General features: G+C 59.7%; 23 protein-coding genes and 1 pseudogene. 9 read left to right on the top strand and 15 right to left on the bottom strand.

What is annotated here, in order from left to right:
- Positions 1-211: 211 nt before the first annotated feature.
- Complete coding sequence (locus N4A58_RS20270; RefSeq protein ID WP_293713139.1) at positions 212-1483, top strand: calcium-binding protein; 1272 nt, start codon at positions 212-214, stop codon at positions 1481-1483.
- Between the two features lie 137 nt (positions 1484-1620).
- Positions 1621-2757, top strand: coding sequence for a cytochrome c peroxidase (locus tag N4A58_RS20265; RefSeq protein ID WP_293713137.1), 1137 nt, complete (start codon positions 1621-1623; stop codon positions 2755-2757).
- 9 nt (positions 2758-2766) lie between these two features.
- On the opposite strand, the gene N4A58_RS20260 is transcribed toward N4A58_RS20265, so the two are convergent.
- On the bottom strand, positions 2767-3465 hold the full coding sequence (locus N4A58_RS20260; RefSeq protein WP_293713135.1) for a DUF2161 domain-containing phosphodiesterase: 699 nt from the start codon (positions 3463-3465) through the stop codon (positions 2767-2769).
- Between the two features lie 93 nt (positions 3466-3558).
- Between N4A58_RS20260 and N4A58_RS20255 the strand changes: the two genes are divergently transcribed.
- On the top strand, positions 3559-4710 hold the full coding sequence (locus N4A58_RS20255) for a sialidase family protein (RefSeq protein WP_293713133.1): 1152 nt from the start codon (positions 3559-3561) through the stop codon (positions 4708-4710).
- On the opposite strand, the gene N4A58_RS20250 is transcribed toward N4A58_RS20255, so the two are convergent.
- Positions 4707-5303, bottom strand: a complete 597-nt coding sequence (locus tag N4A58_RS20250; RefSeq protein ID WP_293713132.1) for a glutathione S-transferase family protein — start codon at positions 5301-5303, stop codon at positions 4707-4709. The two genes, N4A58_RS20255 and N4A58_RS20250, sit on opposite strands and share 4 nt — an antisense overlap.
- 74 nt (positions 5304-5377) lie before the next feature.
- On the opposite strand from N4A58_RS20250, the gene N4A58_RS20245 reads away from it, so the two are divergent.
- The 4 genes and pseudogenes from N4A58_RS20245 (at position 5378) to N4A58_RS20230 (ending at position 9047) form a co-directional block, all read left to right on the top strand.
- On the top strand, positions 5378-6079 hold the full coding sequence (locus tag N4A58_RS20245) for a YafY family protein (RefSeq protein ID WP_293713131.1): 702 nt from the start codon (positions 5378-5380) through the stop codon (positions 6077-6079).
- A gap of 104 nt (positions 6080-6183) precedes the next feature.
- Positions 6184-7623, top strand: coding sequence for a TrkH family potassium uptake protein (locus N4A58_RS20240; protein ID WP_293713129.1), 1440 nt, complete (start codon positions 6184-6186; stop codon positions 7621-7623).
- Between the two features lie 146 nt (positions 7624-7769).
- Positions 7770-7904: pseudogene (locus N4A58_RS20235) on the top strand (3-oxoacyl-ACP reductase); the annotation flags it as partial.
- Between the two features lie 258 nt (positions 7905-8162).
- Positions 8163-9047, top strand: a complete 885-nt coding sequence (locus N4A58_RS20230) for a DMT family transporter (RefSeq protein WP_293713127.1) — start codon at positions 8163-8165, stop codon at positions 9045-9047.
- A 55-nt stretch (positions 9048-9102) separates the two neighbouring features.
- On the opposite strand, the gene N4A58_RS20225 is transcribed toward N4A58_RS20230, so the two are convergent.
- The 13 genes from N4A58_RS20225 to N4A58_RS20165 all read right to left on the bottom strand — a co-directional run bounded on the left by N4A58_RS20225 (position 9103) and on the right by N4A58_RS20165 (position 23517).
- Entirely contained in the window at positions 9103-10056 is a 954-nt protein-coding gene (locus N4A58_RS20225; protein ID WP_293713125.1) for a DUF808 domain-containing protein, read from the bottom strand.
- Between the two features lie 59 nt (positions 10057-10115).
- Positions 10116-11105 carry a putative zinc-binding metallopeptidase gene (locus N4A58_RS20220; protein ID WP_293713123.1) on the bottom strand — a complete coding sequence of 330 codons (990 nt, stop codon included), beginning with the start codon at positions 11103-11105 and terminating at the stop codon, positions 10116-10118.
- Positions 11106-11235: 130 nt separating this feature from the next.
- Entirely contained in the window at positions 11236-12219 is a 984-nt protein-coding gene (locus tag N4A58_RS20215) for an ABC transporter substrate-binding protein (RefSeq protein ID WP_293713121.1), read from the bottom strand.
- Positions 12220-12270: 51 nt separating this feature from the next.
- Positions 12271-13098: an ABC transporter permease gene (locus N4A58_RS20210; protein WP_293713120.1), complete on the bottom strand. Its 828-nt coding sequence runs from the start codon at positions 13096-13098 to the stop codon at positions 12271-12273.
- Complete coding sequence (locus tag N4A58_RS20205; protein WP_293713118.1) at positions 13095-13958, bottom strand: ABC transporter permease; 864 nt, start codon at positions 13956-13958, stop codon at positions 13095-13097. Before N4A58_RS20205 ends, N4A58_RS20210 begins: the two co-directional genes overlap by 4 nt.
- Complete coding sequence (locus N4A58_RS20200) at positions 13955-14731, bottom strand: ABC transporter ATP-binding protein (RefSeq protein ID WP_293713116.1); 777 nt, start codon at positions 14729-14731, stop codon at positions 13955-13957. The genes N4A58_RS20205 and N4A58_RS20200 overlap by 4 nt, the downstream gene beginning before the upstream one ends.
- Positions 14732-14791: 60 nt before the next feature.
- Positions 14792-16243 (bottom strand): dihydropyrimidinase, encoded by a 1452-nt coding sequence (hydA, locus tag N4A58_RS20195; RefSeq protein WP_293713114.1) that lies wholly within the window; start codon positions 16241-16243, stop codon positions 14792-14794.
- Positions 16244-16307: 64 nt separating this feature from the next.
- Positions 16308-16703 (bottom strand): tautomerase family protein, encoded by a 396-nt coding sequence (locus N4A58_RS20190; protein WP_293713112.1) that lies wholly within the window; start codon positions 16701-16703, stop codon positions 16308-16310.
- Between the two features lie 151 nt (positions 16704-16854).
- Positions 16855-18105: a Zn-dependent hydrolase gene (locus tag N4A58_RS20185; protein WP_293713110.1), complete on the bottom strand. Its 1251-nt coding sequence runs from the start codon at positions 18103-18105 to the stop codon at positions 16855-16857.
- 239 nt (positions 18106-18344) lie between these two features.
- On the bottom strand, positions 18345-19649 hold the full coding sequence (gene preA / locus N4A58_RS20180) for an NAD-dependent dihydropyrimidine dehydrogenase subunit PreA (RefSeq protein WP_293713108.1): 1305 nt from the start codon (positions 19647-19649) through the stop codon (positions 18345-18347).
- On the bottom strand, positions 19649-20986 hold the full coding sequence (locus N4A58_RS20175; RefSeq protein ID WP_293713106.1) for an NAD(P)-dependent oxidoreductase: 1338 nt from the start codon (positions 20984-20986) through the stop codon (positions 19649-19651). The genes preA and N4A58_RS20175 overlap by 1 nt, the downstream gene beginning before the upstream one ends.
- Before the next feature lie 230 nt (positions 20987-21216).
- A complete protein-coding gene (locus N4A58_RS20170) occupies positions 21217-22278 on the bottom strand; it encodes a hybrid-cluster NAD(P)-dependent oxidoreductase (RefSeq protein WP_072706039.1) in 1062 nt (353 codons plus the stop codon).
- A gap of 3 nt (positions 22279-22281) precedes the next feature.
- Positions 22282-23517 (bottom strand): aromatic ring-hydroxylating dioxygenase subunit alpha, encoded by a 1236-nt coding sequence (locus tag N4A58_RS20165; protein WP_072706040.1) that lies wholly within the window; start codon positions 23515-23517, stop codon positions 22282-22284.
- 169 nt (positions 23518-23686) lie between these two features.
- Here N4A58_RS20165 and N4A58_RS20160 point away from each other — a divergent pair, with 169 nt between their 5' ends.
- Together N4A58_RS20160 and N4A58_RS20155 are read left to right on the top strand one after the other, a co-directional pair.
- A complete protein-coding gene (locus tag N4A58_RS20160) occupies positions 23687-24595 on the top strand; it encodes a LysR family transcriptional regulator (protein ID WP_293713103.1) in 909 nt (302 codons plus the stop codon).
- A 261-nt stretch (positions 24596-24856) separates the two neighbouring features.
- Positions 24857-26548, top strand: coding sequence for a methyl-accepting chemotaxis protein (locus N4A58_RS20155; protein ID WP_293713101.1), 1692 nt, complete (start codon positions 24857-24859; stop codon positions 26546-26548).
- Positions 26549-26597 lie beyond the last annotated feature (49 nt).

Raw genomic sequence — 26597 nt, 5'->3', positions numbered from 1 at the left:
TTTCAAAATGATCGCGTTTGGCGCACCGCTCTCAAGCGGCTCGAAACGCCTGATATCCCCCGAATGATATAGGAAAATTCCACGAAATCGGGCCCTAAACTTCAAGTCTATATCCGTTTTTGACGTAAAATCTAACATTCCGACGATTATCAACCTGCCTCTTTTTCGGTCATCTTTGGGTCAATCTCAAACGCACTAACGGAGCACGACGATGTCCTCGAACGACCTGTACAGCTTTACCTTCGACAACACTGGCGCCATCACAGCCGTTTTCGAAGTCTCTCATAATGGCACACTTGAGGCCGAGGAGATCGATTGGGACGAGACCTACAGCCTGCTGGATGGCTATGTGGTCAAGACCGAAACCGAAAACGGCCAGACCGAGTACGAGATCTACGAAGAGGACGCGACTACCGGCTACTGGCGCGAGGTCGCAGAAGGCTACGGCACCGTCGACAGCACCACATTGGCGCAGATCGTGGCGGCCGGCACGACGTCTTCCAGTTCTGACGACGACCACGACGGGTCGGACGACGATCACAGTGGCCTTTCGGGTGATTTGTACAGCTTTGTGCTGGATGCAACAGGCACCTCTGTGACTGCAGTTTACGAGGTCGAGGACGACGGCTCTCTTGAGCAGGAAACCATCGACGCGAACGAAACCTATACCGTCTCGGGCGACTACGTGGTCGAGGTTGAGACCTATTCCTATGGGACCGAATGGAGTGTCTATCAGTTGGATGCCACCACTGGCTACTACGCCGAGGTTGCCGAAGGCGAGGGCACACCTGACCTGACCGACATTGACGCACTTGTCGCGGCCTACGTGCCTGGTTCCTACACGCGCTACCACGACGACGACAGCTATGACGGGTCGGACGACCGCGACGACTTTGAGGGCAACTCGGACGACAACCGTTTCGTCGGAAACGGCGGCCACGACCGGATGCGCGGCAATGGCGGCAACGATGACATGGACGGTGGCCGTGGCAAAGACCGTCTCTTTGGCGGTTCGGGCGACGACACGATCTCTGGTGGAGAGGGCCGTGACATGATCAAAGGCGGCGCGGGCAATGACAGCCTTGCGGGCGAGGCTGGCAATGACCGCCTGTTCGGCAACGGTGGAAATGACACGCTGGACGGCGGCGATGGCAAAGACCGCCTCAAGGGCGGCTCCGGCAATGACGTCTTGGATGGCGGTGCGGATAACGACCGTCTGTTCGGGAACGCGGGTGATGACACTCTGACTGGCGGTGCGGGCGAAGATCGCTTTATCTTCAAAGACGCCGATGGCGCTGACACCATTACGGACTTCGAGATCGGCGTGGACCTGATCAAGATCGATACGGAACTGGAGGAAACTTTCGCGGATATCACGATCACAGACAGCGGTGCGGATGCGCTCGTGACCTACTCGGGGGGCAGCATCACGCTGACCGACGTTGACGCCACTCTGCTGACGGCGGACAGCTTCGACTTCTGATCGGGCCGCGATCCTGAAATCCAAAAGAGGCTCCTTCGGGGGCCTCTTGCGTTTTGTCGCATGGGGGTGCATGCCTCGGGCACTGTACCTTATTGAAAGACTCGGCAACTCAGCTGGCGCAGTTCAGGAGCGTACCCATGGGTCAAATTCGAAACGGTTTTCTGGCCTGCGTTCTGTCGGGGATGGCCGCGCTACCCGTCGGCGCGGCTGGGCCCTTGGATACAGTCGAGGTGCTGGGAGAAGCTCTGTTCTTTGACACCAACCTCTCTGCGAACCGGACACAGGCCTGCGCGACCTGCCACGATCCCGAGAGCGGGTTCGCCGATCCGCGCGGAATGGCATCCATCGGGGATGATGGGGCGTCATTCGGGGACCGAAACGCCCCCACGCTGACCTACGCCGCCCTGACGCCAGAGTTCGGGCGCAACAAGGATGGACGCTGGCATGGCGGCCAATTCTGGGAGGGACGCGCCGCGCGGCTTGAGGATCAGGCGGGCGGACCGCCCCTGAACCCGATCGAGATGGGCATGCCGGACAAAGCGTCTGTGGTGGACCGCCTGAAAGAGAACGAAAGCTATGTTGCGGCCTTTGGATCGCTGTACGGCGAAGGGACGCTGGATGATGCCGACGCTGGCTTTGCAGCCATGACCGCTGCACTCGCCGCATTTGAACGCACGGGGCAGTTTCAGACGTTTGACAGCAAGTACGACCGCTATCTGCGCGGCGAGGCAAAGCTTACATCCGAAGAGTTGTTGGGCGAGACGCTGTTCTTTTCCCAGCAGTTTACCAACTGCAACATGTGCCATCAGCTCAATGAACGGCCTGGGGCAGAGGGCGAGACCTTTACCAACTACCAGTTCTTTAACATTGGCGTGCCGCGGAATCCTGACCTTCGGGCGCTGAACGGGATCGGGATGGATGTCTTGGACGCGGGCTTGGGCGCGCACCCCAAACTGAAGGAAGACGGCCACCGCGGGAAGTTCAAAGTACCCACTCTGCGCAATGTCGCTGTGACGGCGCCTTACATGCACAACGGAGTGTTCGAGGACCTGCGCACGGTCGTTCTGTTTTACAATAAATACAACTCTGTGTCCGAGGCCCGTCAGATTAACCCAGAGACCGGACAGCCCTTTGGCCCGCCGCCCGTGCCGGAAACTTTGGCCGAGGTGGAGTTGACCGAAGGACCGGCTCTGAAGGATCGCGAGATCGACGCGATTGTTGCGTTCCTCAAAACTTTGACCGACGCGCGGTACGAGCATTTGCTGACCGACTAGGCGGAGCGCTTACGCATTTAGCGCGGCGATGTCGTCTGCATGCAGCGTGATGGCTTCGAGGCCCTTAGGCGTGACGATGTAACGCCCGCGTTCGGGCCGCTCAAACCAGCCATAGTGATCGGCCCGCAGGATATTGCCCGCTGTCGTCACCCCTGTGGCGAGGGCGATCTCGGCGGGTGGGCAAGGGTCTTTGCCTGCCATGTAGACCAGACAGCGCAAGGCATCTTGCCGATACGCTGTCATGCGTTTGGTGCCGGTTGTGCCGCCCTTGTTCGGATCGCCCACGCGGCGCTCGAATTCGCGCAGCAGACGGCCAAGCCGCTTGGTGTTTTTGCGCGGCGTATAATCTTCGGGGTCCAAATGAGCGGTGACGCTGGCTTTCTTCACGTCCACGGCCAGCAGCCCCAGCCCTAAACGGCGGCACAGACGCGTGATGTCTTTGTATCGTAGTTTCCACCCGCGATCGCTGGACACAGGCACTGCCAGATACACCGCGTCGCTCACAGTTTGACGCTCGACCCCCTGAAAGATCAGCGCGAGTGAAAAAGTCGTTTTCAGCTCCACGATCACAGGCGGCTCTTCGCCGCGCACGGCCATGACATCGCAGGCTCCTATCTCGGCTTTGACGGTGTAGCCTTGGCCTTCGAGATAGGTTTTGACGGGTTCATACAGGTCGGCTTCGCGCATGGGGCCGAGGTAACAGCGCATCCGTAGGATCGTCAACGTCGCACGCAAAAGACGCTGAGCGGATGCGCCAGCCTGTGATACCCTAGGGTTGTACATTGCCAGAGGGGATGCGCGATGCGCGGGACGCAGGTACTGATCGGCACGACCAAAGGGGCTTTCTTGTTGCATGGGGCGGTGGACCGCGATGGATGGACCGTCTCGGGCCCACATTGCGATGGGTGGCCCATTCATCATGTCATTGGCGATCCTGAAACAGGGCATCTGTGGGCCGGTGGCGGCGGCGATTGGTCCGGAACTGGTGTCTGGCGTTCAACCAATGGGGGCGAGACATGGACGCTGTCAAAGCTGACCAAAGGCATGATGGATGACTGGGCCGCGAACGATCCTGATTTCGCGCAGATGATCGGCTGGACTTCCGAGCCGACGCCCTTTGGCGAGGAATTTTCGCAAGTCTGGTCCATGGCGGTCGCGCACGGCGTTGTCTATGCGGGGACAAAGCCAGCGGGACTGTTGGCCAGCCATGATGGCGGTATCACTTGGCAGAAGGTGTCAGGGCTGACCGATCACCCATCACGTCCCGATTGGAATAGCGGGGCTGCGGGGCTCATTCTGCACAGCATCGTTCCAAGCCCAGACGACCCTCGGAAAATGTGGGTGGGCATCTCTGCCGCTGGGGTCTTTGCCACCGTAGATGGCGGCGCGAAATGGGAGCGGCGCAACCGGTTAGCCAACGCAGCGGCCTGCACCCATCACCACCATCCCGCGGCCCCTAAGGATGGCGAAACAGGCCACTGTGTACACAACATTGCTCATGGTGCGGGGCAGGGGGACCTGCTGTACCAACAGAACCACCACGGTGTCTGGCGCTCGGTTGATGGTGGCCGCAGTTGGGAGGATGTGACCGATGGCTTGCCCTCGACCTTTGGCTTTCCGATTGGGGCGCATCCCCGCGATCCGCAGACGGCATGGACGATCCCCTTGAACGGTGACACGCAGGGTCGGTTCCCGCCTGAGGCTGCCGCTGCTGTGTGGCGCACGCGCGATGGTGGGCAAAGCTGGCACGCCCTGCGCCAAGGGCTCCCACAGACCGCCTGTTTTTTTACGGTGTTGCGGCAGGCCATGGCGGTGGATCCTGCCAATCCGGCAGGGGTACATTTCGGCACCAACAGCGGATCGGTCTTTGCCAGCTTTGACGAAGGGGACAGCTGGCACGAGATAGCATGCCACCTGCCCACCATTCAATCTGTCGAGGTGCTGGGGCCCTAGGCTGGGGCCATCTCTTCTGCGACGACCTGCGCAACCGAGGGGCGTTCACTGCAGCGCGCCACCCAGTCGCGAATGCGGGCATTATCGGGCACCATATGCGGCATCCATTGGAACGGGCTGGCGCATAGCAAATCCGCCGCAGAATAGTGCGTACCAAGCAGATACGGTCCCTTCTGAAGCGCATGGTCGAGGCTGGCGATGACATCGTCAAAACTGCCATAGGCCCTGATCGACTCAGGCGTGGCCTGATCCAGCATGGTCATGATGAAAACCGGCTCCATCACCCCTTGGTAATAGGACAACCACGTGAGATAGGCTCCGCGTCCTGGTTCCCCTACTTTCGGCGCCAGTCCGGCGTCGGGGTATTTGTCCGTCAAATACAGCACGATGGCTCCACGTTCGCGCAAATGTTCGGCGCCGTCGACCAGATAGGGCACGCGGCCTTCGGGGTGGGGGTTCTTGGGGTCGGGCCCCCCCGATCCATCGGGGCGCCGCACGGTGACGGTCTGCACGTCGATCGTCGGGTCCAACTCGCGTACAAGTGCCAGAATGGACGAAGAGCGCGACATCGGAGCGTGGTAGAGCGTGGTCATGGGATTGTGTCCTTTCGGTTGTTATAGGACTGTTCTAATCTGGCCCTGCTGACAATTCCTGTCAGGAGGATGCCATGGCCCGTACAGCTCGTTTGATGCGTTTGATGGATGCGCTGCGCCGCACACGCGGGCCTGTCACTGCACAGCAATTGGCTCAGGAAACGGGTGTTTCTAACCGCCAGCTCTATCGCGACATTGCCACGCTGCGCGCGGGCGGCGCACTGATCGACGGCGCCGCGGGCTTGGGCTACACGCTGACGGAAGACAGCGCCCTGCCGCCCCAAAGCTTTAGCCGGCTCGAGATTGAGGCACTGGTGCTGGCGCTGTCTGGGTTGGACCAACTGGCCGACCCGGCGCTGACGCGGGCTGGGCAGGATGCGATGGCACGTATCATTGCCACTCTGCCCGACCGTCAGGCGCGGCAGGCCATGAATACCGCCTTGCGCAGCTTTCGCCGCCCTGATGACCGCCCGCCCGTGATCATCGACATGACCCTGCTGCGCGAGGCGATCTGGGAGGAGCACAGCGTCACCTTTCACTACACCGACCTAAAGGGGCGCGGCACCGATCGCGAAGTCTGGCCGCTGGCGCTGTCCTATGGCGAGGGCCATCTGATGCTACTGGGGCATTGCCGGACCCGTATGGATTTTAGGCTGTTTCACGTCCCCAAGATGCAAGATTTGGCGGCAGGCACCGAAAGCTTCCGCCCGAGGCGCGTCGCACTTGTCCGCGAATTTGCGCAGACGCGGGGCAAACTGCCCGAAGTTCGAAGCTGATCACATCCGTGTGTCCCAATGCTCGCAGGCTCGTACCCCGCGGCCCGCAGGCGTAAGCGTTTGGGCGTGGGCCCCGTCTGGTCTGCTCTGTTGGGGTGCCGCAGATGCACTTTGTCATATTCATCAATGGCGCCGTGCTCATCTTCTTTGGTGGGGCGATGGGGCTGGATGCGATCCTTTTTCAATCGACAAACCGGATCTTCTTGCTGGGTGGCCTTCTGACAGCCTTTGCGGGCAGCATGCTGACCATCGCGGCGCGCCAATCGCAGATGCAGATGGTGCGGCTGGATGCCTTTGTCATGACGTCGTCTGTGTGGATGACAGCGGCTGTCGCAGGCGGAGTGCCCCTATTCTTGTGGGGCATGACACCAGCGGACGCATTCTTTGAGGCGATGTCGGGGATCACCACCACAGGCTCTACCGTGATGAGCGGGCTCGACCAGACACCCCGTGGGATTATCTTCTGGAGGGCTTTGCTTCAGGCGGTCGGAGGCGTCGGCTTTGTCGTAACTGCGATTGCGGTGATGCCGGTGCTCAAGGTTGGTGGCATGCAGCTGTTTCGCACCGAAAGCTCTGACAAAGGTGACAAGGAGATGCGAAACGCGGCCATGTTCGCGGCGGCCACGTTACGGGTTTATCTGGCGCTGATCACGCTTTGCGCTGTGCTATATCTGGCGGGGGGCATGTCGCTGTTCGATGCGATCACCCATGCGATGACCACGCTGTCGACGGGGGGATACTCTGGCTATGACGCGTCTTTTGGCCATTTCCAGAGCCCATTTCTGCAGTGGACCTGCACCGGATTTATGTTGCTCGGGGCGTTGCCTTTTGCGTGGTATATCCGCGTGGTAAACCGGCGCGTGTTCCGCAACGATCAGGTCAGTGCAATGCTCTGGTGTTTGGGGATTGTCATCCTGATCCTGACGGCGCGGTTGATCACGATCACCCACCATGCCCCGCTCGAGGCGCTGCGGCTTGTGGCCTTCAACGTCGTTTCTGTGGTCACAACGACAGGCTATGCAACAGCGGACTATACCGGGTGGGGGCCGCTCTTTGTTACGGCGTTTTTCTTCCTGACAGCAGTCGGTGGGTGTACCGGATCGACCGCCGGAGGGGGCAAAGCGATGCGCTGGTTGCTGGCTTGGCGCGCCGTGCTGGCCAAGGTCAAGAACCTACAGGCCAAGCACCGCGTCACACGCATTAAGTTTCAGGGGCAAGCCTTTGAAGAAGATGTGTTAAATGGCGTTGTTGTCTTCTTGGTGTTCTATTTTGCGACGTTCCTTTTGTTGACCATCGTACTCGCGTTGTTGGGACTGGATTTGGAGACTGCAACAAGCGGCGCCCTGACCGCTTTGGCGAATGTGGGACCTGGGGTTGGGTCCCTCATCGGACCGGCTGGAAACTTCGCCGCGCTCAGTGATGCGGTGAAAACTGTTCTTGCGTTCGGAATGTATCTGGGACGGCTGGAGATGCTGACGGTTCTGGTCTTGTTCACTCCGGTGTTCTGGCGTGAATACGGGCTACACTCGCGCCCGCGCCAGTGACACCGCGCGTAGGTTTCCATTTACAGACCAAGACCCGCGGGCGTATCCTATGCGCGACTGTTGCATCCGTGCGGCAGTCAAGGTGCAAGCCCGCCGGCGAAGCACTGCGGGAGGAGAGGATCAATGACACCAACCGGATGGCGCAGCTTGTCAACATTGCGTCAATATCGGGATTGCGCGCATCAACCTTGCGCGCAGCCTGTGCCACATCCAAAGCTGCCGTAATACCGCTTATAAAACAGCAGGCCGCAGAGCTTGGCGAATATGGCAATTGCGCCAACGCCGCTGACTGGTGCGCATGCGAATCACATTGTCGGTCGCGTCCCAAGAGCGCATCGAAACCATTTCGCTAAACCGCTCGGGGCAAAGCGCTGGAGCACAGAACTTATCGTCGTGCTCGGATCGTTCCAGTGACGGAAGCGCGCAAATGGATGGCCGCTGACGGGGGTAGACAGCACCAGCGGCTGCCACCTAAACGCCGCTAAAGATACAGGGCGTGGCCATCCGGCTGCGTTTGAACTTATTTTACATAGGTCTCTATGACACAGATTTCCGCGCGCTCGAATGTCAAAGGGATCGCTCTTATGACGCTCGGGATGTTTAGCTTCGGCTCTGCTGATACGATCGCCAAATTCATGACTGGCGGATACCACCCCATGCAGATCGCAGGCATACGGCAATCCGGCCTGCTGATCGGTGTCCTGCTTTTTGTGCTGCTCACGCGTACCAATCCGCTGCGCACCAAGAAACCAAAGCTGCAGGTGTTTCGCGGGCTTTGCGCGACCGTGTCGGGCGTGTTGTTCGTCGTTGGTCTGCGTTACATCCCCTTGACCGACGCCAGTTCGATCGCCTTTGTCGCGCCGTTCTTTGTTACGATCCTAGGGGCTGTCTTTTTGGGGGAATACGTGGGTGTGCGCCGAATTGTGGCGATCACGATGGGATTTGTCGGCACTTTGGTGATTATCCGGCCGGGCTTTGACAGCTTTCATCCAGCCTACCTCATCGTCGTATTCTCGGCCTTCCTGTTTGCCACGCGGCAGGTGGTGTCGCGCTCTTTGGCTGGGGTAGACTCCACTGTGACCACGGTTGCCTTTACGGCGATTACCAGCGTGTGCCTCTTGGCGGTGGTGCAGCCCTTTGTGTGGAAGCCTGTCGCCCAAGAAGACATCCTGCTTTTCGCCATCTACGCGGCGTGCAGCGGATTTGGCGAGCTTTTGGTGATCAAGGCGCTCGAGATTTCCCAAGCGGTGGTTGTGGCGCCCTTGCAGTACACCATGATTTTTTGGACGACAGGCTATGGCTACCTGATCTTTGGCAACCTGCCGGATATGTTCACGATCATCGGCGCTGGCATCATTGTCGCCTCGGGGCTCTATACTTTGCGGCGCACCAAAGCGCGGGTGCCGCGTGTTGGACCGTTCTAGACTGAAAGCCTTGGTCGCCATTGTTCAGCGACCAAGGACATCGAGCGGGAAACGATCAGTGGGCTTTCTTGCCGAGTAGGCCCATGACAAAGCCGACCAGCGGGATCAAAACCGCGCCGACCGCCAAGCCGATCAAACCGTCAAGGAAAGCCGTCACGAACCATTCCAACGCACCTTGGAACTGCACGACCATCTGCGAGAGGCTGACCGCAATGTGGTGGATGAAATCATAGGGGCCATGGACGCCCAACTCGTGCAGACTGTGAACCAGAATAGAACCGCCCACCCAGATCATCGCTGCAGTGCCGACAACGATCAGAACGTCCATCAAGATGGGCATGGCGCGAACGATGAACCGGCCCACAGCGCGCGTTGCACCAAGCCGACCATTCTTTGCCAACGACAGACCGACATCGTCCGCTTTGACGATCAGAGCCACGGCGCCGTAGACGACGATCGTGATCAGCAGCGCGGCGACGGCCAGCACGGCTGCCTTCATGATCAGACTTTCCTCGGCTGGGACCGCAGACAGCACGATGGTCATGATCTCGGCCGATAGAATGAAATCCGTCTGGATCGCGCCTTTGACCTTGTCGTCTTCCATGGTCTTGCCGGCGACCTTTTCCTTGATCGCGTCGGCTTGATCATGGTGCTTGGGACTGATGGCGTGCCAGACTTTCTCTGTGCCCTCATACGCCAGATAGCAGCCGCCAATCATCAGCAGGGGGTAGACGAGCCACGGGGCAAAGATCGACAGCAGAAGCGCCGCAGGCAGCAAAAGCACCAGCTTGTTAAAGAGCGAACCCTTGGTGATTTTCCAGACGATGGGCAATTCGCGCTCTGGCTTGAAACCGTGCACGTATTTGGGGGTCACTGCGGCGTCGTCGATCACCGCACCTGCTGTCTTGGTCGAGGCTTTGACAGCCTGTCCCACCACATCATCCACCGAGGCAGAGGCCACTTTGGCAATAGCTGCCACATCATCCAGTAGGGCGATCAATCCGCTCATGAGGTTCTTCGAAGTCCTAAATCGTTATCTCTGGTGTATAGCCGAGCCGTCCGCAGCGGTCACGCCACCAGATTTGTCTGCGTCATGCTTTGCGCGTTCCGGCGCAGATAGCGGTGGGCTAGAGCGAGCTTGGTCTTGACCTGATCGGTTAGAATAAATGGATAGAGATCAGGCAGATCCAGCGCGCGGTTCACGTGGTTGATCGCGAGGGTCGCGTCTACAGCCATGCGGATGAGTGTGTCGGTATCACCAGAGGCATAGGCGTCAAACCCACTGTCAGGCCCGCCTTGGACATAGATGCCCGCCGCTTGGGCGCTGTCCAACAGATCGACCAGATGCAAGAGATGCGCCGTGGTTTCTGCCCAGTCTTCATGCGGGTGAGAGGTCGCGTAGCTGGTGATATGGGTTTGCCCTGCGGGGGCAGGGTTCTCGTAGTGGACTTTCAGTGCTTCGCCGTAGTCGGCGCGTTCGTCACCGAACAGGTCTCGGAACTCGGTCAGGAACTGCTGATCTTCGGACAGGCGCAGGAACAGGAAATGCGCCATCTCGTGGCGCATGTGGCCGACCATGGTTCGGTACAGCTCGCCCAAGGCTGCGCGGCGGCGCGCCAGAATGACAGGACTGGCCTCGGTGACGTTGATGGTGATCTCGCCATCCGCGTGGCCCATAATCACGTTTTCTTTGCCCTCTGTCGTCTTTTCGCCAAGCAATTGGAAGACGGGCCGAGCGCCAGAGTCGGAGGCATCGAACCAACCCCAGCGGCCCAAATTCGCCAGCATCCAGCGCTTGGCGGCCTCGGTCTGGGCCCACAGACTGACATTTTTCGGCAGTTCGATGTCCGGCACTGTTTCGGTCATCGCGCAGGACCGGCAGAATTTCCCATCAGTCGCAGCCCAGTTGCAGTTGATCTGTTCGCGGTTTGCACAGACCGGCGCGTTGGTGGTCATCACCTGCGCTTCGGGATCAAACACGAGCGTCTGCCCACAGGTGCAGGCGAGGTTGTCGAAATAGACGCGGCGGGAGCAGGCGGGGCAGTGGAAAATTTGCATGTCAAAACTCAGGGAGAGAAGGTGTATCCGGCTCAACCTATAGCAGGTCGCTCTGGTTCCGCATGCCCTTAGTTTTCGACAAGAGGATGAAGCCAGCCGACGCATCGCAAAAATGCGCCGGCTGTGTCGATTAGTTCAGCGCTTTGTCGGTGATCGCGTGGGTCCACGCGCCTTCGGGCTCTTTGGTGATCACGGGGTCAGAACCGCCGCCCATCAGAGTCTCGACGGTGCGGGTGTAATCCGCCTCGTCCAGAGCGCCGTTCGAACCTGCGGTCAGCTTTGCGACTTCGCCCATCATGCGGACCTGATGGTTCAGGGTCTGTGCGCCGGTTTCATCGTATTCCAGCACGATTTCGGCGGCCGCTTCGGGGTTCTCTTCGGCCCATTTCCAGCCCTTCATCGAGGCGGCGACGAAGCGCACCATTTTGTCCTCGAACGCGGGGTCGGCAAGGTTCTCTTCCAGCACATAAAGGCCGTCTTCCAGCGTCGCGACGCCTTCGTCCTCGTACTTGAAGGTGATCAGGTCATCCTCGGAGATGCCCGCATCAATGACCTGCCAATATTCGTTATAGGTCATGGTCGAGATACAAGCCGCCTGACCCTGCAGCAGAGGATCGACGTTGAAGCCTTGCTTCAGCACTTCGACGCCCGCTTCGCCGCCATCGGTGGGGATCTCCAGCTTCGACATCCACGACAGGAAGGGGTATTCGTTGCCAAAGAACCAGACGCCAAGGGTTTTGCCGGGGAAATCCTCGGGCGAGGCGACGCCGTTCTCTTTGAGACAGGTCAGCATCATGCCCGAAGATTTGAAGGGCTGCGCGATGTTCACAATGGGCGCGCCGTTTTCGCGGGCCGCCAGAGCCGAGGGCATCCAGTCGACCATCACGTCCGCGCCGCCACCCAGCAGCACCTGAACGGGGGCGATGTCGGGACCGCCTGCCTTGATTTCGACGTCCAGATCGGCCTCTTCGTAGTAGCCGTTTTCGAGCGCAACGTAGTAGCCTGCGAACTGGGCCTGCGTGACCCACTTCAGCTGCAGGGTGACATCATCGGCGGCAAACGCGCCGGTGGCCATTGCGGCCAGAGATACAGCACTGGTCAGTAGAGTTTTCATGTGAACAACCTCCGAGTTGTTGTGCCGGATTTCCGGCTATTTGTGACGGGATTACCCGCGTTGGGACGGATGCCAGAAAGTCACCCGTTGTTCGATGTAGGAGACAAGCCCATAGAGCGCGGAACCTGCAATCGCAGCTACTGTGATTTCGGCCCAGACCATGTCCAGATTCAAGCGCCCGACCTCGGTCGAGATGCGAAAGCCCATGCCCTTGATCGGAGAGCCGAAAAACTCGGCAACAATGGCCCCGATCAGCGCGAGGGTGGTCGCGATTTTTAGGCCGTTAAAGATAAAGGGCATGGCGGTGGGGATGCGCAGCTTAGCCAGCGTCTGGACATAAGACGCATTGTAGGTGCGCATTAGATCGCGCTGCATGTGGTCGCTGGCTTGCAGCCCCGCGACGGTGTTCACCAGCATGGGGAAGAACACCATGATCACGACAACGGCGGCTTTGGACTGCCAGTCAAAGCCGAACCACATCACAAGGATCGGCGCGACCCCGACGATGGGCAGGGCGGCGACGAAGTTCCCGATGGGCAGCAGGCCCCGCTGCAGGAAAGGCGAGCGGTCGATGATGATTGCAGTAATGAACGCCGCGCCGCAGCCGATGATATAGCCACTGAACGCGCCCTTGATGATGGTCTGAACGAAATCCTCCCACAGGGTCGGGATTTCGCTGGCGAAGGTCAGAGCGATGTCCGTGGGCGGTGGCAGGATTACGGGGCTGACCCCGAACAGGCGCACGGTCAGCTCCCACAGCAGCAGCAGGGTGATACCGAACAGGATCGGCACGAACCACGCGGTTTTGGTGCTGCGGGCAAGGCGGGTGTTCAGCCACCACAGGCCGATCCAGACCAAGAGGATGATTGCGATCTTCATGCGGCCATCCCCATTCTGCGCAGGGTGATCTTCTCGATCACGCCGACGATGATAACGAGGGACGCCGCCAGTAAGGCCGCCGCAAACAGGGCCGACCAGATTTGGACGGTTTGCCCGTAGTAAGACCCGCTCAGGAGGCGCGCACCGAGGCCGCGCGTCGCGCCAGAGGGCAGTTCGGCCACGATTGTCCCGACCAAGGACGCCGCCACGCCAACCTTGAGCGAGGCAAACAGGTAGGGCATCGACGAGGGCAGGCGCAGTTTCCAAAAGGTCTGGTTGTCAGACGCACTATAGGTCCGCATCAAGTCCAGTTGCATGGCGTCAGGGGCGCGCAGGCCTTTGACCATCCCGACCGCGACAGGAAAGAAGCTAAGGTAGGCCGCGATGATGGACTTCGGGATCAGCCCCGAGATACCCATGCTGTTCAGAACCACGATGATCATGGGCGCAATCGCGAGGATCGGGATGGTTTGCGAGGCAATCGCCCAAGGCATCACCCCCAGCTCCATCGCGCGGTTATGGGTGATGCCGATGGCCAGCAGAATGCCCGCCGTGGTGCCAATCGCGAAGCCCAGCAGCGTCGCCGACAGGGTGACCCAGCCGTGGAACACCAGACTGCGCTTTGATGTGATCTTTTTCTCGACAGTGGTGGCCCAGAGTTCTGCGGCCACCTGATGGGGCGCGGGCAGGACGGGGCGCTCTTGGTTCAGGGTGTCGCGGACAACTTCGCTGAAGGTGACCTCGGTGCCTGCGCGGTTCGCTTGGGCATAGGTCCACGCTGCGTTCATCTTGATCGCCGCGGCGTACCAGACTGCCACGATGACCAAGATCACGGTCAGGATGGGCAGGATATTCTTCATGCGTTGTGCCCCTCGCGCAGCCCTTCGCGGACGCGGTGGGCGATCTCGATGAACTCGGGCGTATCGCGGATTTCGAGAGGGCGTTCGCGGGGCAAGGGGCTCTCGATCACGTCGGTGATGCGGCCGGGGCGGGGGGACATGACGACGATCTTGGTCGACAGATAGACCGCCTCTGGGATCGAGTGGGTGACGAAGCAGATGGTTTTGCCGGTGCGGCCCCACAGCTTCAGGAGTTCTTCGTTCAGCTTGTCGCGGACGATTTCGTCCAGTGCGCCAAAGGGTTCGTCCATCAGCAGGATATCCGCGTCAAAGGCCAAGGCCCGCGCGATCGAGGCGCGCTGCTGCATCCCCCCAGACAGTTGCCACGGGAATTTCTTGCCAAAACCGGACAGGTCCACCAGATCGAGCACACGTTTGACCCGTTCGTTCATCTCGGCCTTGGGGTAGCCCATGATTTCCAAGGGCAGCTTGATGTTCTTCTCGATCGTGCGCCACGGATAAAGCCCTGCCGCCTGAAATACATAGCCATAGGATCGCGCCTTGCGGGCCTCATCCGCGGACAGCCCGTTGACGGTCAGTGAACCGCCAGTCGGGGTCTCCAGAGCCGCGATACAGCGCAGCAGAGTGGTCTTGCCGCAACCTGACGGGCCGATAAAGGACACGAAGTCCCCTTTGTCGATCTGCAGGTTCACGTCTTTGAGGGCGTGGACGGGTGCGTCTTTGGTCTGGAAGGTCAGGTCGACCCCCGACGCATCAATCACTGGCTTTTTCATAAGGTCTTCTTTGCTGGCAATTTTATTGGGGGCAGGCGCAGGGCCCGCCCCGAACGGGCTTTAAACGCCAGTGGCCGGAATTCCGCTGCGCTCGACGGGGCGGGGCGCGGTCAGTTCCTTCCACTTGGACAGGGCTTTGTTGACGGTCGCATTTGGATCGCGTGCAACGAATTCACCATGCCCTTCTTTCGCTTTCAAGTCGCCCTTGTCGACAGCAACATAGCCGCGGGTCAGCACGTAACGAGGCAGGGCCGAGACCTCGACGCCCTCGAACACGTTGTAATCAATGGCAGAAGCCTGTTTGTCCGCGCTGATGGATTTCTTCATCGACGGGTCCATGACCACGATATCTGCGTCTGATCCCACCAGAATAGCGCCCTTCTTTGGGTAACAATTCAGGATTTTCGCGATATTGGTCGAGGTGACGGCCACAAATTCGTTCATCGTGATGCGGCCGGTATCCACACCATACGTCCAAAGCACGGGCAGACGGTCTTCGAGCCCGCCTGTGCCGTTCGGGATCTTGGAGAAATCGCCCACGCCGTAGCGCTTCTGATCCGTGGTAAAGGCGCAGTGGTCGGTTGCCACACAGGACAACGTGCCCGACGCCAAACCGGCCCAAAGGCTGTCCTGATGCTGCTTGTTGCGGAAGGGCGGCGACATCACGCGGCGGGCGGCGTGGTCCCAGTCTTCGTTGAAGTACTCGCTTTCATCCAGAACAAGATGCTGGATCAGCGGTTCGCCCCACACGCGCTTGCCCTGCATCTTCGCGCGGCGAATGGCTTCGTGGGCCTCTTCGCAAGAGGTGTGGACCACATAGAGCGGTGCCCCCGCCATATCCGCGATCATAATGGCGCGATTGGTGGCCTCGCCTTCGACTTGTGTGGGACGAGAATAGGCGTGTCCCTCGGGGCCTGTGTTGCCCTCGGCCAGCAGCTTGGCGGTCAGCTCGGCAACCACATCGCCGTTTTCCGCATGGACGAGCGGTGTCGCCCCCAGCTCCGCGCAGCGGCTGAAGCTGGCGTAAAGCTCGTCATCGTTGACCATCAGCGCACCTTTGTAGGCGAGGAAGTGCTTGAAGGTGTTGATGCCCTTTTCGGTGACGGCCTTCATTTCGTCAAAGACCTGTTCGCTCCACCAAGTGATCGCCATGTGGTAGCTGTAATCACAAGAGGCCTGCGCCGACTTATTGTCCCAGACTTGCAATGCATCCAGCAGGCTCTGGCCGGGAGAGGGCAGGGCGAAATCGACAACCATCGTGGTGCCGCCCGCCAATGCTGCGCGGGTGCCGCTGGCGAAGTCGTCCGCCGAATAGGTGCCCATGAAGGGCATTTCCAGATGGGTGTGGGGGTCGATCCCGCCGGGCATGACGTAGCAGCCGGCTGCGTCCAGAACCTCGTCCCCGCTCAGGTCGGGGCCAATCTCGATGATCTTGCCCCTGTCGATTTTCACATCTGCCTTGTAGGTCAGATCGGCGGTGACAACGGTGCCGCCCTTGATGACTGTGGTCATTGGTATCTCCCTGTTCTGGATTGGGCGCGGGCTGATCCGTCCGCACCCATCCAGTGCAGAGAGGTCAGCCCAATTCGCCGGTAACGTATTGGGCGCGACCAAAGCCAAAGCTCCAGTCGGCCTGAGTGTTCTCGAAGATCGAGATCATAAGGTTTTTCGGATCGAGCCCGCAGACATCCTGTAATTTCGCCGCAAGTTTGTCGTAGAATGCCAGCTTGGCGTCCTGCGCGCGGGGCGAGGTGAAGACCTGCACCAGAATTTGCTCGGACGGGTCCCGTTCGAAGCCAAGGCCCGTGTCCTCGAGGATCATCTGGCCGGGCTTGTGCTCGGTCACGATCTGATAGCGGTCGCGCCGGGGCACACCAAAGACGTCGGCCACCACCTCGTGTGCCGAATCCAGCAGGGTGCGGGTGGCTTCGGGTGTACGGCCTTCCTGAACATAAAAGCGGATAAGAGGCATGATCGCTCCTTTCGGTCGAAAACTGGTCACTGTGCGCCGCGCGGGTTTGATGCGCGGCGCTTCCTGACCAGAGATAAGACTTCGGGGCTCTCATAAAACGCTCAATGTTGCAGTGTGGTCTTGCAGAATTTCCTGTACGAGTTGGCGTATCTCACTCTTGGATTTGCGCAGTTTCCAGTGCGGCGTGCAGCAGGACATCGGTTCCGGCGGCCGCCCATTCGGGGCTGATCTCCTCTGCCTCGTTGTGGGACAGGCCGTCCACGCAGGGGCACATGATCATCGCGGTTGGGGCGACATCGTTGATCCAGCAGGCGTCATGACCCGCACCGGACACGATGTCCATGTGGGAATACCCCAGCGTTTCTGCGGCGTTACGGATCGACGTGACCAACCCTTCGTCAAAGGCGGGCGGGTCAAACTGACCGACCACCTCGGTCTCTAGGCTGACGCCGATCTCTTCGCAAAGCTTCGGAGCCTTCTCGTAGAATTCCGCGAGCATGGTCTCGATAATCTCGGGCAGGTGCGACCGCAGATCGACGGTGAACACGACCTTGCCCGGGATGATGTTGCGCGAGTTTGGGTAAACGTCGATATGCCCAATCGCCCCGACGGCGTTGGGCTGGTGCTTCATGGCGATCTCGTGGACCAGTTCGGTGATCCGCGCCAATCCGCGCCCTGCATTCTTGCGCATGGGCATGGGGGTGGAGCCTGTGTGGCTTTCCTTGCCCGTCACGGTGCACTGGATCCAGCGCAGACCCTGACCGTGGGTGACGACGCCGATATCCTTGCCCTCGGCCTCCAGAATGGGGCCCTGTTCGATATGCAGCTCCAGCATGGCGTGCATTTTGCGGGCGCCAACGGGCTCGTCGCCCTTCCAGCCAATACGCTCCAACTCGTCGCCAAAGCGTTTGCCCTTGGCGTCCACACGGTCATAGGCCCAGTCCTGCGTGTGAATACCTGCGAACACGCCTGACGCCAGCATAGCAGGGGCAAAGCGTGTGCCTTCTTCGTTAGACCAGTTGGCGATGACGATCGGGTGCTTGGTCTTGATGTCCAGATCGTTCATGGTCCGGACCGCCTCTAGCGCGCCCAAAACCCCCAGAACGCCATCATATTTCCCGCCCGTGGGCTGGGTATCCAAGTGGCTGCCCATATAGACAGGCAGAGCGTCGGGATCGGTGCCCTCGCGGGTCATGAACATGTTGCCCATGGTATCGACGCCCATGGTCATGCCCTCGGCCTCGCACCACTTCTGGAACAGGGCGCGGCCCTCGGCATCCTCGTCAGTGAGGGTCTGGCGGTTGTTGCCCCCCGCAATTCCGGGGCCGATTTTGGCCATCTCCATCAGGCTGTCCCACAGCCGTTCTTTGTTGATCTTCAGGTTCTCTCCGGCGGCAACCATCGGTGGTATCCTTTTCGTTCTGTCGGCAGTCCCGTGTGGGGGCGGGAGGGGCGCCCAATCCGGCGCCCTGCGTCTGCCCTTAGTGGAATGGCGTCTTGACCATCTGGTCAAACCTTTTCGCAAAACCTACGCAAAAACATCGCGGAAGGGGTGGGGCGTAGGCCGGACGGCTCGGGTGTTTGCGTAAAAAATAGGCAAATGAAAAACCTGTATCCGGCCCGTTGAATTGCCCTGCAGGGTCACTCGGCCGCTGTGGCCGATGGGTTGTTTGGGTGCGTCGTCCAGTTGGCGTAGTCGCCCGACACAATCTTGCCCGTGCGTTCATCTACAGCGCCTGCGGGCAGAGTCTCCATCGTGATGCAGTTTTCGACGGGGCAAACGTTGACGCACAGATTGCAGGCCACGCATTCGTCGTCTTGCACCTCGAACACGCGGTCCTCGGACATGGTGATGGCTTGGTGGCTGGTGTCTTCGCACGCGGCATAACAGCGGCCACACTTGATGCAGTCGTCTTGGCTGATCCGCGCTTTAGTGACGTGGTTCAGGTTCAGGTACTGCCAGTCCGTGACGTTCGGAACTGCCGACCCGATAAAGTCCGAGGTGCTGGTATATCCTTTTTCGTCCATCCACTGGGACAGTCCGCTGATCATCTCCTGCACGACCTTGAAGCCATAGGTCATCGCTGCCGTACAAACCTGTACGTTACCAGCGCCCAAGACCATGAACTCGGCCGCGTCGCGCCACGTGGTCACGCCGCCAATGCCACTGATCGGAAGGCCGCGAGTCTCTGGGTTGCGCGCGATCTCTGCCACCATGTTCAGAGCAATCGGTTTGACCGCTGGGCCGCACATGCCGCCATGGGTGCCCTTGCCGTCAATGGTGGGTTCTGGCGCCATGCTGTCCAAGTCGACAGAGGTGATTGAATTGATCGTGTTGATCAGGGACACCGCATCTGCGCCGCCGCGTTTCGCTGCCTCGGCAGGGTAGAGCACATTGGTGATGTTCGGCGTCAGCTTCACGATCACCGGCAGGTCAGTGGCCTCTTTGCACCACCGGGCGACCATTTCGATGTATTCAGGCACCTGACCGACGGCAGAGCCCATCCCGCGCTCGGCCATCCCATGCGGGCAGCCAAAGTTGAGTTCGAACCCGTCACAGCCGGTCTCTGCTATGCGCGGCAGGATCTCTTTCCACGCGGCCTCTTCGCAAGGCACCATGACAGAGGCAATGAGCGCACGGTCGGGGTAGTCCTTTTTCACACGGGTCATTTCCTCGAGGTTCACCTCGAGCGGTCGGTCGGTGATCAGTTCCAAGTTGTTCAGGGCGAGCAGTCGGCGATCGGCCCCATGGATCGAACCATATCGGGGACCGTTTACGTTAACTACGGGCGGGCCTTCCATCCCGAGGGTCTTCCAGACCACGCCGCCCCAGCCCGCCTCAAAGGCGCGTCGGACGTTGTACTCTTTGTCAGTGGGCGGCGCAGAGGCCAGCCAGAACGGATTGGGTGAGGAAATGCCAAGGAAATTTGTCGTGAGATCGGCCATTATTTGCCTCCCATCAGAACGGTGTGGATGTTCATGGCGGCGTCGCGCCCTTCGGCAACGGCCGTAACGGTCAGGTCGTCTCCGCCGCTTGCACAGTCTCCGCCTGCCCACACACCGGGGGCCGAGGTGTGTCCGGCCGCATCAACCTTGATCTTGCCTTTCTCGAACTCCAAACCTCGGGGGGCAGCACTCAGGGTCTGTCCTATCGCGCGGAACAGCTGATCGGCGGGCAGGGTAAAGGTGTCATCGGTCAGCACCAGCTTGCCCTCTACACTCTCTGTGTAGGCCAACGTGACACCGGTCAGGCTGCCATTTCCAGTCACCCCGACTGGTGCGACGTTGTACAGAATACGCACGCCTTTGCTGGTTGCGAGCTTCTGTTCAAACGCCGAAGCGGCCATAGCCTCTTTGCCGCGGCGATAGGCAATGGTGACCTCCTCGGCGCCCAAGAGCTTGGCTTGAACGGCGGCATCCACGGCAGTCATGCCGCCGCCGATGACGACCACGCGGCGTCCTATGGGCATGGTGCTTAGGTCGCTGGACTGGCGCAATTCGGCAATGAAATCCACGGCATCCGCGACGCCAACTTTGGCGTCGTCCAGTCCCAAGGCATTCACCGCCCCCAGACCCATCCCTACAAAGACCGCATCATAGTCCTCTTGCAGGCCTTCCAGCGAAATGTGCTGACCCAGCTTTGCCTCATGACGAATTTCGATCCCGCCAATCTGCAGCAGCCAGTCGACTTCCTTTTGCGCAAAGTTTTCAACGGATTTGTAGCTGGCGATCCCGTATTCATTCAGGCCGCCAGACTTGGGGCGGGCCTCGTAGACCACAACCTGATGCCCCAGCATCGCGAGCCGGTGCGCACAGGCCAAGCCTGCGGGTCCTGCTCCGACAACAGCAACGGTGCGGCCTGTTGGTTTCGCGCGGTCAAAGGGATGGACGCCCTTGGCCATCACGGTATCGGTTGCGTAGCGCTGCAAGCGGCCAATCTCGACCGGCTGGCCCTCGGCTGTTTCGCGTACGCAGGCCTCTTCGCACAGGGTTTCTGTGGGGCAAACACGGGCGCACATCCCGCCAAGGATATTCTGCTCGAAAATGGTCTTTGCGGCGGCGTCCGGTGTCCCCGTCGCGATCTGCCGGATAAACAGCGGAATATCGATGCTGGTCGGGCAGGCGGTCATGCATGGTGCGTCATGACAGAAGTAGCAGCGATCCGCCGCCACATGGGCCTCGTGCGCATCGAGCGGGGCGTGCAAGTCACAGAAGTTTTCCTGGAGCACCGGGTCTGGCAGCCGGCCGGCCACAATCCCGTTTTCTCTGGGGCTGGTTGTCATTCTTTCCTCGTCTGTCGGTCTTTTGACCCGATACAACGAGAAATTTTACCATTCGGTCAAATATTATTTTGACCGAATGGTAAAATAAATGCAGCGCCGCACAGATTTTCAGCGTGCAGCGCGAGCTTTCTTCTGGCGCAAGGACTCCGGTGAGCGTCGCCATTAAAAACGCCAAAAGGGGGCAAACGCCCCCTCTAATCCCTTCAGATCATCCAGACTGATGTTGAAGCTCAGGCTTCGATCTCTACCGTTCCGATTGGATGCGAACAGCAGGCCAGAATATAGCCCTCTGCGATATCCTCTTCGGTGATGCCGCCGTTGTGGACCATGTGCACATCGCCAGAGACCTTCTTGGTCTTGCAGGTACCACACACGCCAAAGCTACAGCCCGATGGAATGTTGTGCCCCGCCTGACGGGCGACGGCCAGAACCGTGTCGGTCTCTTGGCATTTGACGCGTTCGCCGGATCCGACAAAGACGATTTCGGACTTCGCGTCCTCTTCGGGGACGGCGTCCTCGGGGACATCCTCGACTTCGGGCAGAGGCGCATGGAAGCTCTCTTGGAAGTAGCGCGACATGTCAAAGCCCAAACCGGCCAATGCCTCGCGAACAGAGGTCATGAAGGCCTCGGGGCCACAGCAATACACGTCCCGTTCCAGATAGTCGGGGGCCATCAGACCCAACATCAGCTGGTTGAAGCGGCCTTGGTAGCCGGTCCAAGGGCGATAGCGATCCGATCCGGACACAACCCATTTCAGGTCGATGCCGTTGGCACGGCTGGCCATATGCTCTAGCCGCTCGCGGAAGATGATGTCCGACGGGCGGCGCGCGCAGTTCACAAAGACGATGTCAGGGTCGCGCCCCAAGTCGTAGAGATAGGTGGTCATTGACATCATCGGAGTGATGCCTGTGCCCGCCGAGATGAACAGCAGCTTGCCGTCTGGCTTGCCCGCGTTGGTAAATGTTCCGCCGGGGCCGGTCGCTTTGACCTGTGTGCCCACGGTCAGATTGTCCAGCATCCAGCGGGTGCCGATGGAGTTGTCCTGCGCTTTGACCGTGACCGTGATCGACATGGGGCGCGAGGGCGAGGACGAGATGGTGTACGTCCGATAGAGCGGCCCCCCCGGTACCGGCAGCTCCAAGGTCAGGAACTGGCCCGGATCAAAGCGGAACAACGCGCCCGAGGGTGCTTGGAAGCAGAACGTGACCACATCGCGGGTCTCGGCCAAGACCGAGACGCACTCAAGGGGCTCTTTATCCGTCCAGAATGTCGGTTTGTCGGGAAGGGCCATAGATTACTCCGCTGCCAGTCGGGTGGGGGTCAGGGAACGCTCCAGCGTTTCGGCGTACCAATCGACGAACTGCGCCACGCCTGTCTCTTCGATCGGCGAGTAGGGACCGGGTTGGTAAACGGGCGAGTTGATGCCCTTTTGGTTGTTTTCAACCACAACGCGGTCTTCGTCGTTGGTGTGCTCCCAAACCTCGGTCAGACGCTTCAGGTCGTAATCAACACCTTCGACCGCATCTTTGTGCACCAGCCATGTGGTCGTGACTTGGGTCTCCGTGGGGCTGACAGGCGTCACGCGGAAGGTGATCGAGTGATCCGGCAGGAAGTGGTTCCACGTTGTGGGGTAGTGGAACTTCAGCAGCGTGCCCGCATCTTGCAGCGCGACGCGGCCCAGATTTTTGGCCACAGCGGGTTTGGTGTCCATGGTGTAGCTGACTGCGCCCTCTTGCAGGGGCTGGCGCGCCAGACGATACTGGCCATTGTCCGAGATTTTGAACTGCGACGGCGCTCCTGCGGCCTCGCAACGGTCATAGTGGGCTTGCAGACGCGGGGGAACGCTGCCGTCGGGCAAGATGCCTGCGACGTCGGGATCTAGCGGGAAGGACCGGCACAGAGAAGGGTGGTTGCCGCTGCAGTGATAGCACTCGCGGTTGTTTTCCCAGACCAGTTTCCAGTTGCCATTCTCAGTGATGCTCGACACGTGGGCGACTTTGGCGTCGGTCAGGTCGTGCACTTCCAGATAGGGGCGGGCAACAGCAGCGAATTCATCGAAATCAGGCGCTTCGTCTGCCAGACAGATATAGACCAGACCGCAGAGTTCGCGGCAGTGCACCGGCTTCAGCCCGTGCTGACTGGCGTCGAAATCTGCGCCCATGTCGCGGGCGTACAGCAGCTTGCCGTCCAGCTCGTAGGTCCACTGGTGATAGGGGCAGACCAACTTGGGCACGTGGCCCGAGGCAACCTTGCACAGAACAGAGCCGCGATGGCGGCAAGAGTTGTGCATAGCGCGGATCACGCCGTCCTGACCGCGGATGATGATGACGCTGTAGTCGCCGACGGTGTGCACCACATAGCTGCCACCTTTGGTCAGCTGCGCCGCAGGGATGGCAAACAGCCACTCGCGGTAAAAGATGTTCTGCATGTCCAGATCGAAAATCTCTGGTGCGGTGTAAAACGGGCGTTCGAGCGAATAACCGGAGCGGCGACGGGCCAGCAGGTCGGTGATGTTGAGAGAGCCGTCCATGGGAGGGGTCCTGTGTGCGGATAAACCTGTATTATGGAGTGACCGTTTTTCACATCCTGTCTCCAAGACAACGCCAATAATTCTCAGCTTGAGGTGAATTGAATTCATCTGTAGCTTTGTCAGGGCCCTGACAGGCATGCACATTCCCGTATTTTGGAACAGATGGTCTATGGCAAAACGCCCCTACGACATGCCCTCGATGACGTCTTTGGCCTGTTTTGAGTCGGCGGCGAGACATCAGAGCTTCAAATTGGCTGCAGCAGAGCTGAATGTGACCCCCGCCGCCGTGTCGCATCAGATAAAGGGACTGGAGCGGGATCTGGGGCGCCAACTGTTCCGAAGGCATCATCGCGGTGTCGAATTAAGTGAGAGTGGCGCTTATTTATTCATCGCGGTGCAGCGCGGGTTCGAGGGAATCTCTGACTCTGTCAGCCAGCTGCGCATTCGCGCCGAGCGGACCGATGTGGTGGTCCATGCCAGCACGGCCGTCAGCGCCCTGTGGTTGACCCCGCGGCTCGCGACGTTTTGGAAGCATCACCCTGAAACCATTGTATCGCAACACGTCAGTGACGAGCCTGTTGCCACCAGCAATTGTGACCTGAGCATCGAATATGGCCCCTTGCCAGAGGAGGTGCCCGACAGCATCCGCCCGCTGTTCAACGGCCAAATTCTAGCCCTAGGGAGCCCCGCATTCAAAGAGCAGAACCGAATCGAGACGCTCGAGGATCTGGCGCACGTTCCCCTTATCCATTTGACGGCCGAAGATAGGGATTGGACCAAGTGGTCCGACTGGTTCGATGCTTTGGGCACCGAATACGAAGAGGGAAGGGGGTTTTGGGTGAACAACTACGTGGTCGCACTTGGGGCCGCGCAAGATGACATGGGTGCGGTGCTGGGCTGGACAGAACTGTTGGGCGACCGGTTGACCACTGGCAAATTGGTGCCCCTCGTGCCCGAGGGAATCGCAACGCCCAAGGACTTCTACGTTCGGATACATCCTGATGCGCCGCCCTCGGCGAACCGGTTGGCAGATTGGCTTACACAACCCCTAGCCACTGAGCAGAGCGCCTTTGGATAGGTCCGCCTGCTGAAGCCCTAGAAAACAAAGGTGAAAAGGTGATTTTGCAGCGCAGCAAAATGCCAGGGAGCGTAAACATAATAAGACTTTAGCCCTATCGCCGAGAGTCGAGCCACTACGTCATGTGGTATAGGTTCGGCATCCCTTTGCCGTGGGGCTACTACGCGGACATTTGTAAGCAGTTTATTGTCGCTGAAACTGTGGCAGCAGGACCTGTATTCATGGGGGATACAGCGGCGCCACCTTTGATCAGGGACCGCCATGCGCTTCACCTTAAAGTCTAAACTCATCCTAACCTTCGGCGCGGTCTTTGCCATGTCTGCGGGTTCTTTGACGCTTGCTCTGAATGACTTTCAGCGCGTGAACTCGTCCTTCCAGGACATCATGGCGGATCAAGAAGTCGACTTGCGTGCAATCAATGCCATCGCCGAAGCCGAAGTCGGTATCCGCGCTAAAGTCGGCGAAGCGTTGGTTGGTCTGGACGGCACCGGTGAAGAGCGCATCGTCGCTCTGCGCGATGAGATCAAAGCTCTGTCAGACACCATGGTTGTGAACCTGCAAGAGTTGGCAGCAGACGCTGACGCCGAAGAAGAGGTTCTGTATGAAAACCTGCTGACCGCGCATAACGCGGCCATGGCCGTAAATGCTGAGACGATCGGCTATGAGCTTGCGGGCGACGGTATGGCGAACGTCACCTTCCACAATGCGGCCAAGGCAGCGACCGACGACGTCGTAGAAATTACCGAAGAGATCCGTGGTCACCTTCTTGGGCACATGGAAGAGTCAGTTGCGGCTTCTCAGGTGCTGTATGAGCGCGCACGCATCATCCTGCTGTCGGTCGGCGCTGCTAGCATTCTGGTCGGCACAATCTGCGCCTTCTTTATTATCACCTCGCTAACACGCGGTCTGCGCAAAGCTGTCGCGCAGGCTCGTAGCGTGGCCGAAGGCGACCTGCGCGCCATTGCGACTTTCAAGCGCAACGACGAAGTGGGCGATGTGCTGCATGCCCAGAACGACATGGTCCTGAAGCTGCGCAGTACTGTCGGCAATGTGGCCTCGGCTGCGCGTAACGTGGCTGCAGGCGCGAACCAGATGGCCTCTACCTCTGAATCGCTGGCGACCGACTCGACCACCCAGGCAGCGTCGACCGAGCGCGTGTCCAGCGCCGTCGAACAGATGTCCGGCAACATCGCCAGCACCTCTGAGAACGCCACCCTGACCGAAGAGATTGCCGTGAAGTCGGCCAATGACGCCTCCGAGTCCGGCCGAGTTGTTGCGGACGCGGTCAAAGCGATGCGCGACATTGCAGAGCGTATCAACGTGGTGCAGGAAATCGCCCGCCAGACCGACCTTTTGGCGCTGAACGCAGCGGTCGAAGCGGCGCGCGCCGGTGAGCATGGTCGCGGCTTCGCGGTTGTGGCTTCCGAAGTGCGTAAGCTGGCCGAGAACAGCCAGAAGGCAGCCTCCGAAATCTCGGCTCTGTCGGCCAACACCGTTCAGTCCGCCGCCGCCGCAGGCAAAATGCTCGAAGATCTGGTGCCTGACATTGGCAGGACTTCGGAGCTGGTGACCCAGATTTCGCAGGCTTCGCGTGAACTGGCGAACGGGTCGCAGAACATCGCAGGCTCTGTGCAGGAACTGGACCGCATCACCCAGTCGACCAGCTCGGCCTCCGAGGAGATGTCCTCGGCTGCGACCGAACTCTCCAGTCAGGCAGAGCAGCTTGCCGATACCATCTCGTTCTTCCGCACAGGCGAAGACGATGAAATCTCGGAAGGTGCCGCATGGATGCGCGCCAGTGACAAGGTGGCCGATGTCGCGCCGGTTGCTGACGTCCCCGCACCGACACTGACCCACGAGACCCACACGGATGCAGATTTCGTTGCAGATGACGGCACCGTGCACAAACCCGAAGGCAAAAAGAAAGAAACCTTCGAATTCAATCTCGGCTGATCCCGACCCCCACTTTATCGGGAGCAGTCAAGACAAGGCAGCGCAGGAC

This window comes from Donghicola sp., from assembly GCF_025210255.1.
Lineage (GTDB): Bacteria > Pseudomonadota > Alphaproteobacteria > Rhodobacterales > Rhodobacteraceae > Donghicola > Donghicola eburneus.
Note: the sequence above shows the minus strand (reverse complement) of the source record. Positions and strands in the feature narration are given on the sequence as shown.

What these genes read in the sequence shown, in the direction of transcription:
- N4A58_RS20270 (WP_293713139.1), top strand. Translation starts at nt 212, where the DNA reads ATGTCCTCGAACGACCTGTACAGCTTTACCTTCGACAACACTGGCGCC.
- N4A58_RS20265 (WP_293713137.1), top strand. Translation starts at nt 1,621, where the DNA reads ATGGGTCAAATTCGAAACGGTTTTCTGGCCTGCGTTCTGTCGGGGATG.
- N4A58_RS20260 (WP_293713135.1), bottom strand. Translation starts at nt 3,465, where the DNA reads ATGCGCTGTTACCTCGGCCCCATGCGCGAAGCCGACCTGTATGAACCC.
- N4A58_RS20255 (WP_293713133.1), top strand. Translation starts at nt 3,559, where the DNA reads ATGCGCGGGACGCAGGTACTGATCGGCACGACCAAAGGGGCTTTCTTG.
- N4A58_RS20250 (WP_293713132.1), bottom strand. Translation starts at nt 5,303, where the DNA reads ATGACCACGCTCTACCACGCTCCGATGTCGCGCTCTTCGTCCATTCTG.
- N4A58_RS20245 (WP_293713131.1), top strand. Translation starts at nt 5,378, where the DNA reads ATGGCCCGTACAGCTCGTTTGATGCGTTTGATGGATGCGCTGCGCCGC.
- N4A58_RS20240 (WP_293713129.1), top strand. Translation starts at nt 6,184, where the DNA reads ATGCACTTTGTCATATTCATCAATGGCGCCGTGCTCATCTTCTTTGGT.
- N4A58_RS20230 (WP_293713127.1), top strand. Translation starts at nt 8,163, where the DNA reads ATGACACAGATTTCCGCGCGCTCGAATGTCAAAGGGATCGCTCTTATG.
- N4A58_RS20225 (WP_293713125.1), bottom strand. Translation starts at nt 10,056, where the DNA reads ATGAGCGGATTGATCGCCCTACTGGATGATGTGGCAGCTATTGCCAAA.
- N4A58_RS20220 (WP_293713123.1), bottom strand. Translation starts at nt 11,105, where the DNA reads ATGCAAATTTTCCACTGCCCCGCCTGCTCCCGCCGCGTCTATTTCGAC.
- N4A58_RS20215 (WP_293713121.1), bottom strand. Translation starts at nt 12,219, where the DNA reads ATGAAAACTCTACTGACCAGTGCTGTATCTCTGGCCGCAATGGCCACC.
- N4A58_RS20210 (WP_293713120.1), bottom strand. Translation starts at nt 13,098, where the DNA reads ATGAAGATCGCAATCATCCTCTTGGTCTGGATCGGCCTGTGGTGGCTG.
- N4A58_RS20205 (WP_293713118.1), bottom strand. Translation starts at nt 13,958, where the DNA reads ATGAAGAATATCCTGCCCATCCTGACCGTGATCTTGGTCATCGTGGCA.
- N4A58_RS20200 (WP_293713116.1), bottom strand. Translation starts at nt 14,731, where the DNA reads ATGAAAAAGCCAGTGATTGATGCGTCGGGGGTCGACCTGACCTTCCAG.
- hydA (WP_293713114.1), bottom strand. Translation starts at nt 16,243, where the DNA reads ATGACCACAGTCATCAAGGGCGGCACCGTTGTCACCGCCGATCTGACC.
- N4A58_RS20190 (WP_293713112.1), bottom strand. Translation starts at nt 16,703, where the DNA reads ATGCCTCTTATCCGCTTTTATGTTCAGGAAGGCCGTACACCCGAAGCC.
- N4A58_RS20185 (WP_293713110.1), bottom strand. Translation starts at nt 18,105, where the DNA reads ATGGTTGCCGCCGGAGAGAACCTGAAGATCAACAAAGAACGGCTGTGG.
- preA (WP_293713108.1), bottom strand. Translation starts at nt 19,649, where the DNA reads ATGGCCGATCTCACGACAAATTTCCTTGGCATTTCCTCACCCAATCCG.
- N4A58_RS20175 (WP_293713106.1), bottom strand. Translation starts at nt 20,986, where the DNA reads ATGACAACCAGCCCCAGAGAAAACGGGATTGTGGCCGGCCGGCTGCCA.
- N4A58_RS20170 (WP_072706039.1), bottom strand. Translation starts at nt 22,278, where the DNA reads ATGGCCCTTCCCGACAAACCGACATTCTGGACGGATAAAGAGCCCCTT.
- N4A58_RS20165 (WP_072706040.1), bottom strand. Translation starts at nt 23,517, where the DNA reads ATGGACGGCTCTCTCAACATCACCGACCTGCTGGCCCGTCGCCGCTCC.
- N4A58_RS20160 (WP_293713103.1), top strand. Translation starts at nt 23,687, where the DNA reads ATGGCAAAACGCCCCTACGACATGCCCTCGATGACGTCTTTGGCCTGT.
- N4A58_RS20155 (WP_293713101.1), top strand. Translation starts at nt 24,857, where the DNA reads ATGCGCTTCACCTTAAAGTCTAAACTCATCCTAACCTTCGGCGCGGTC.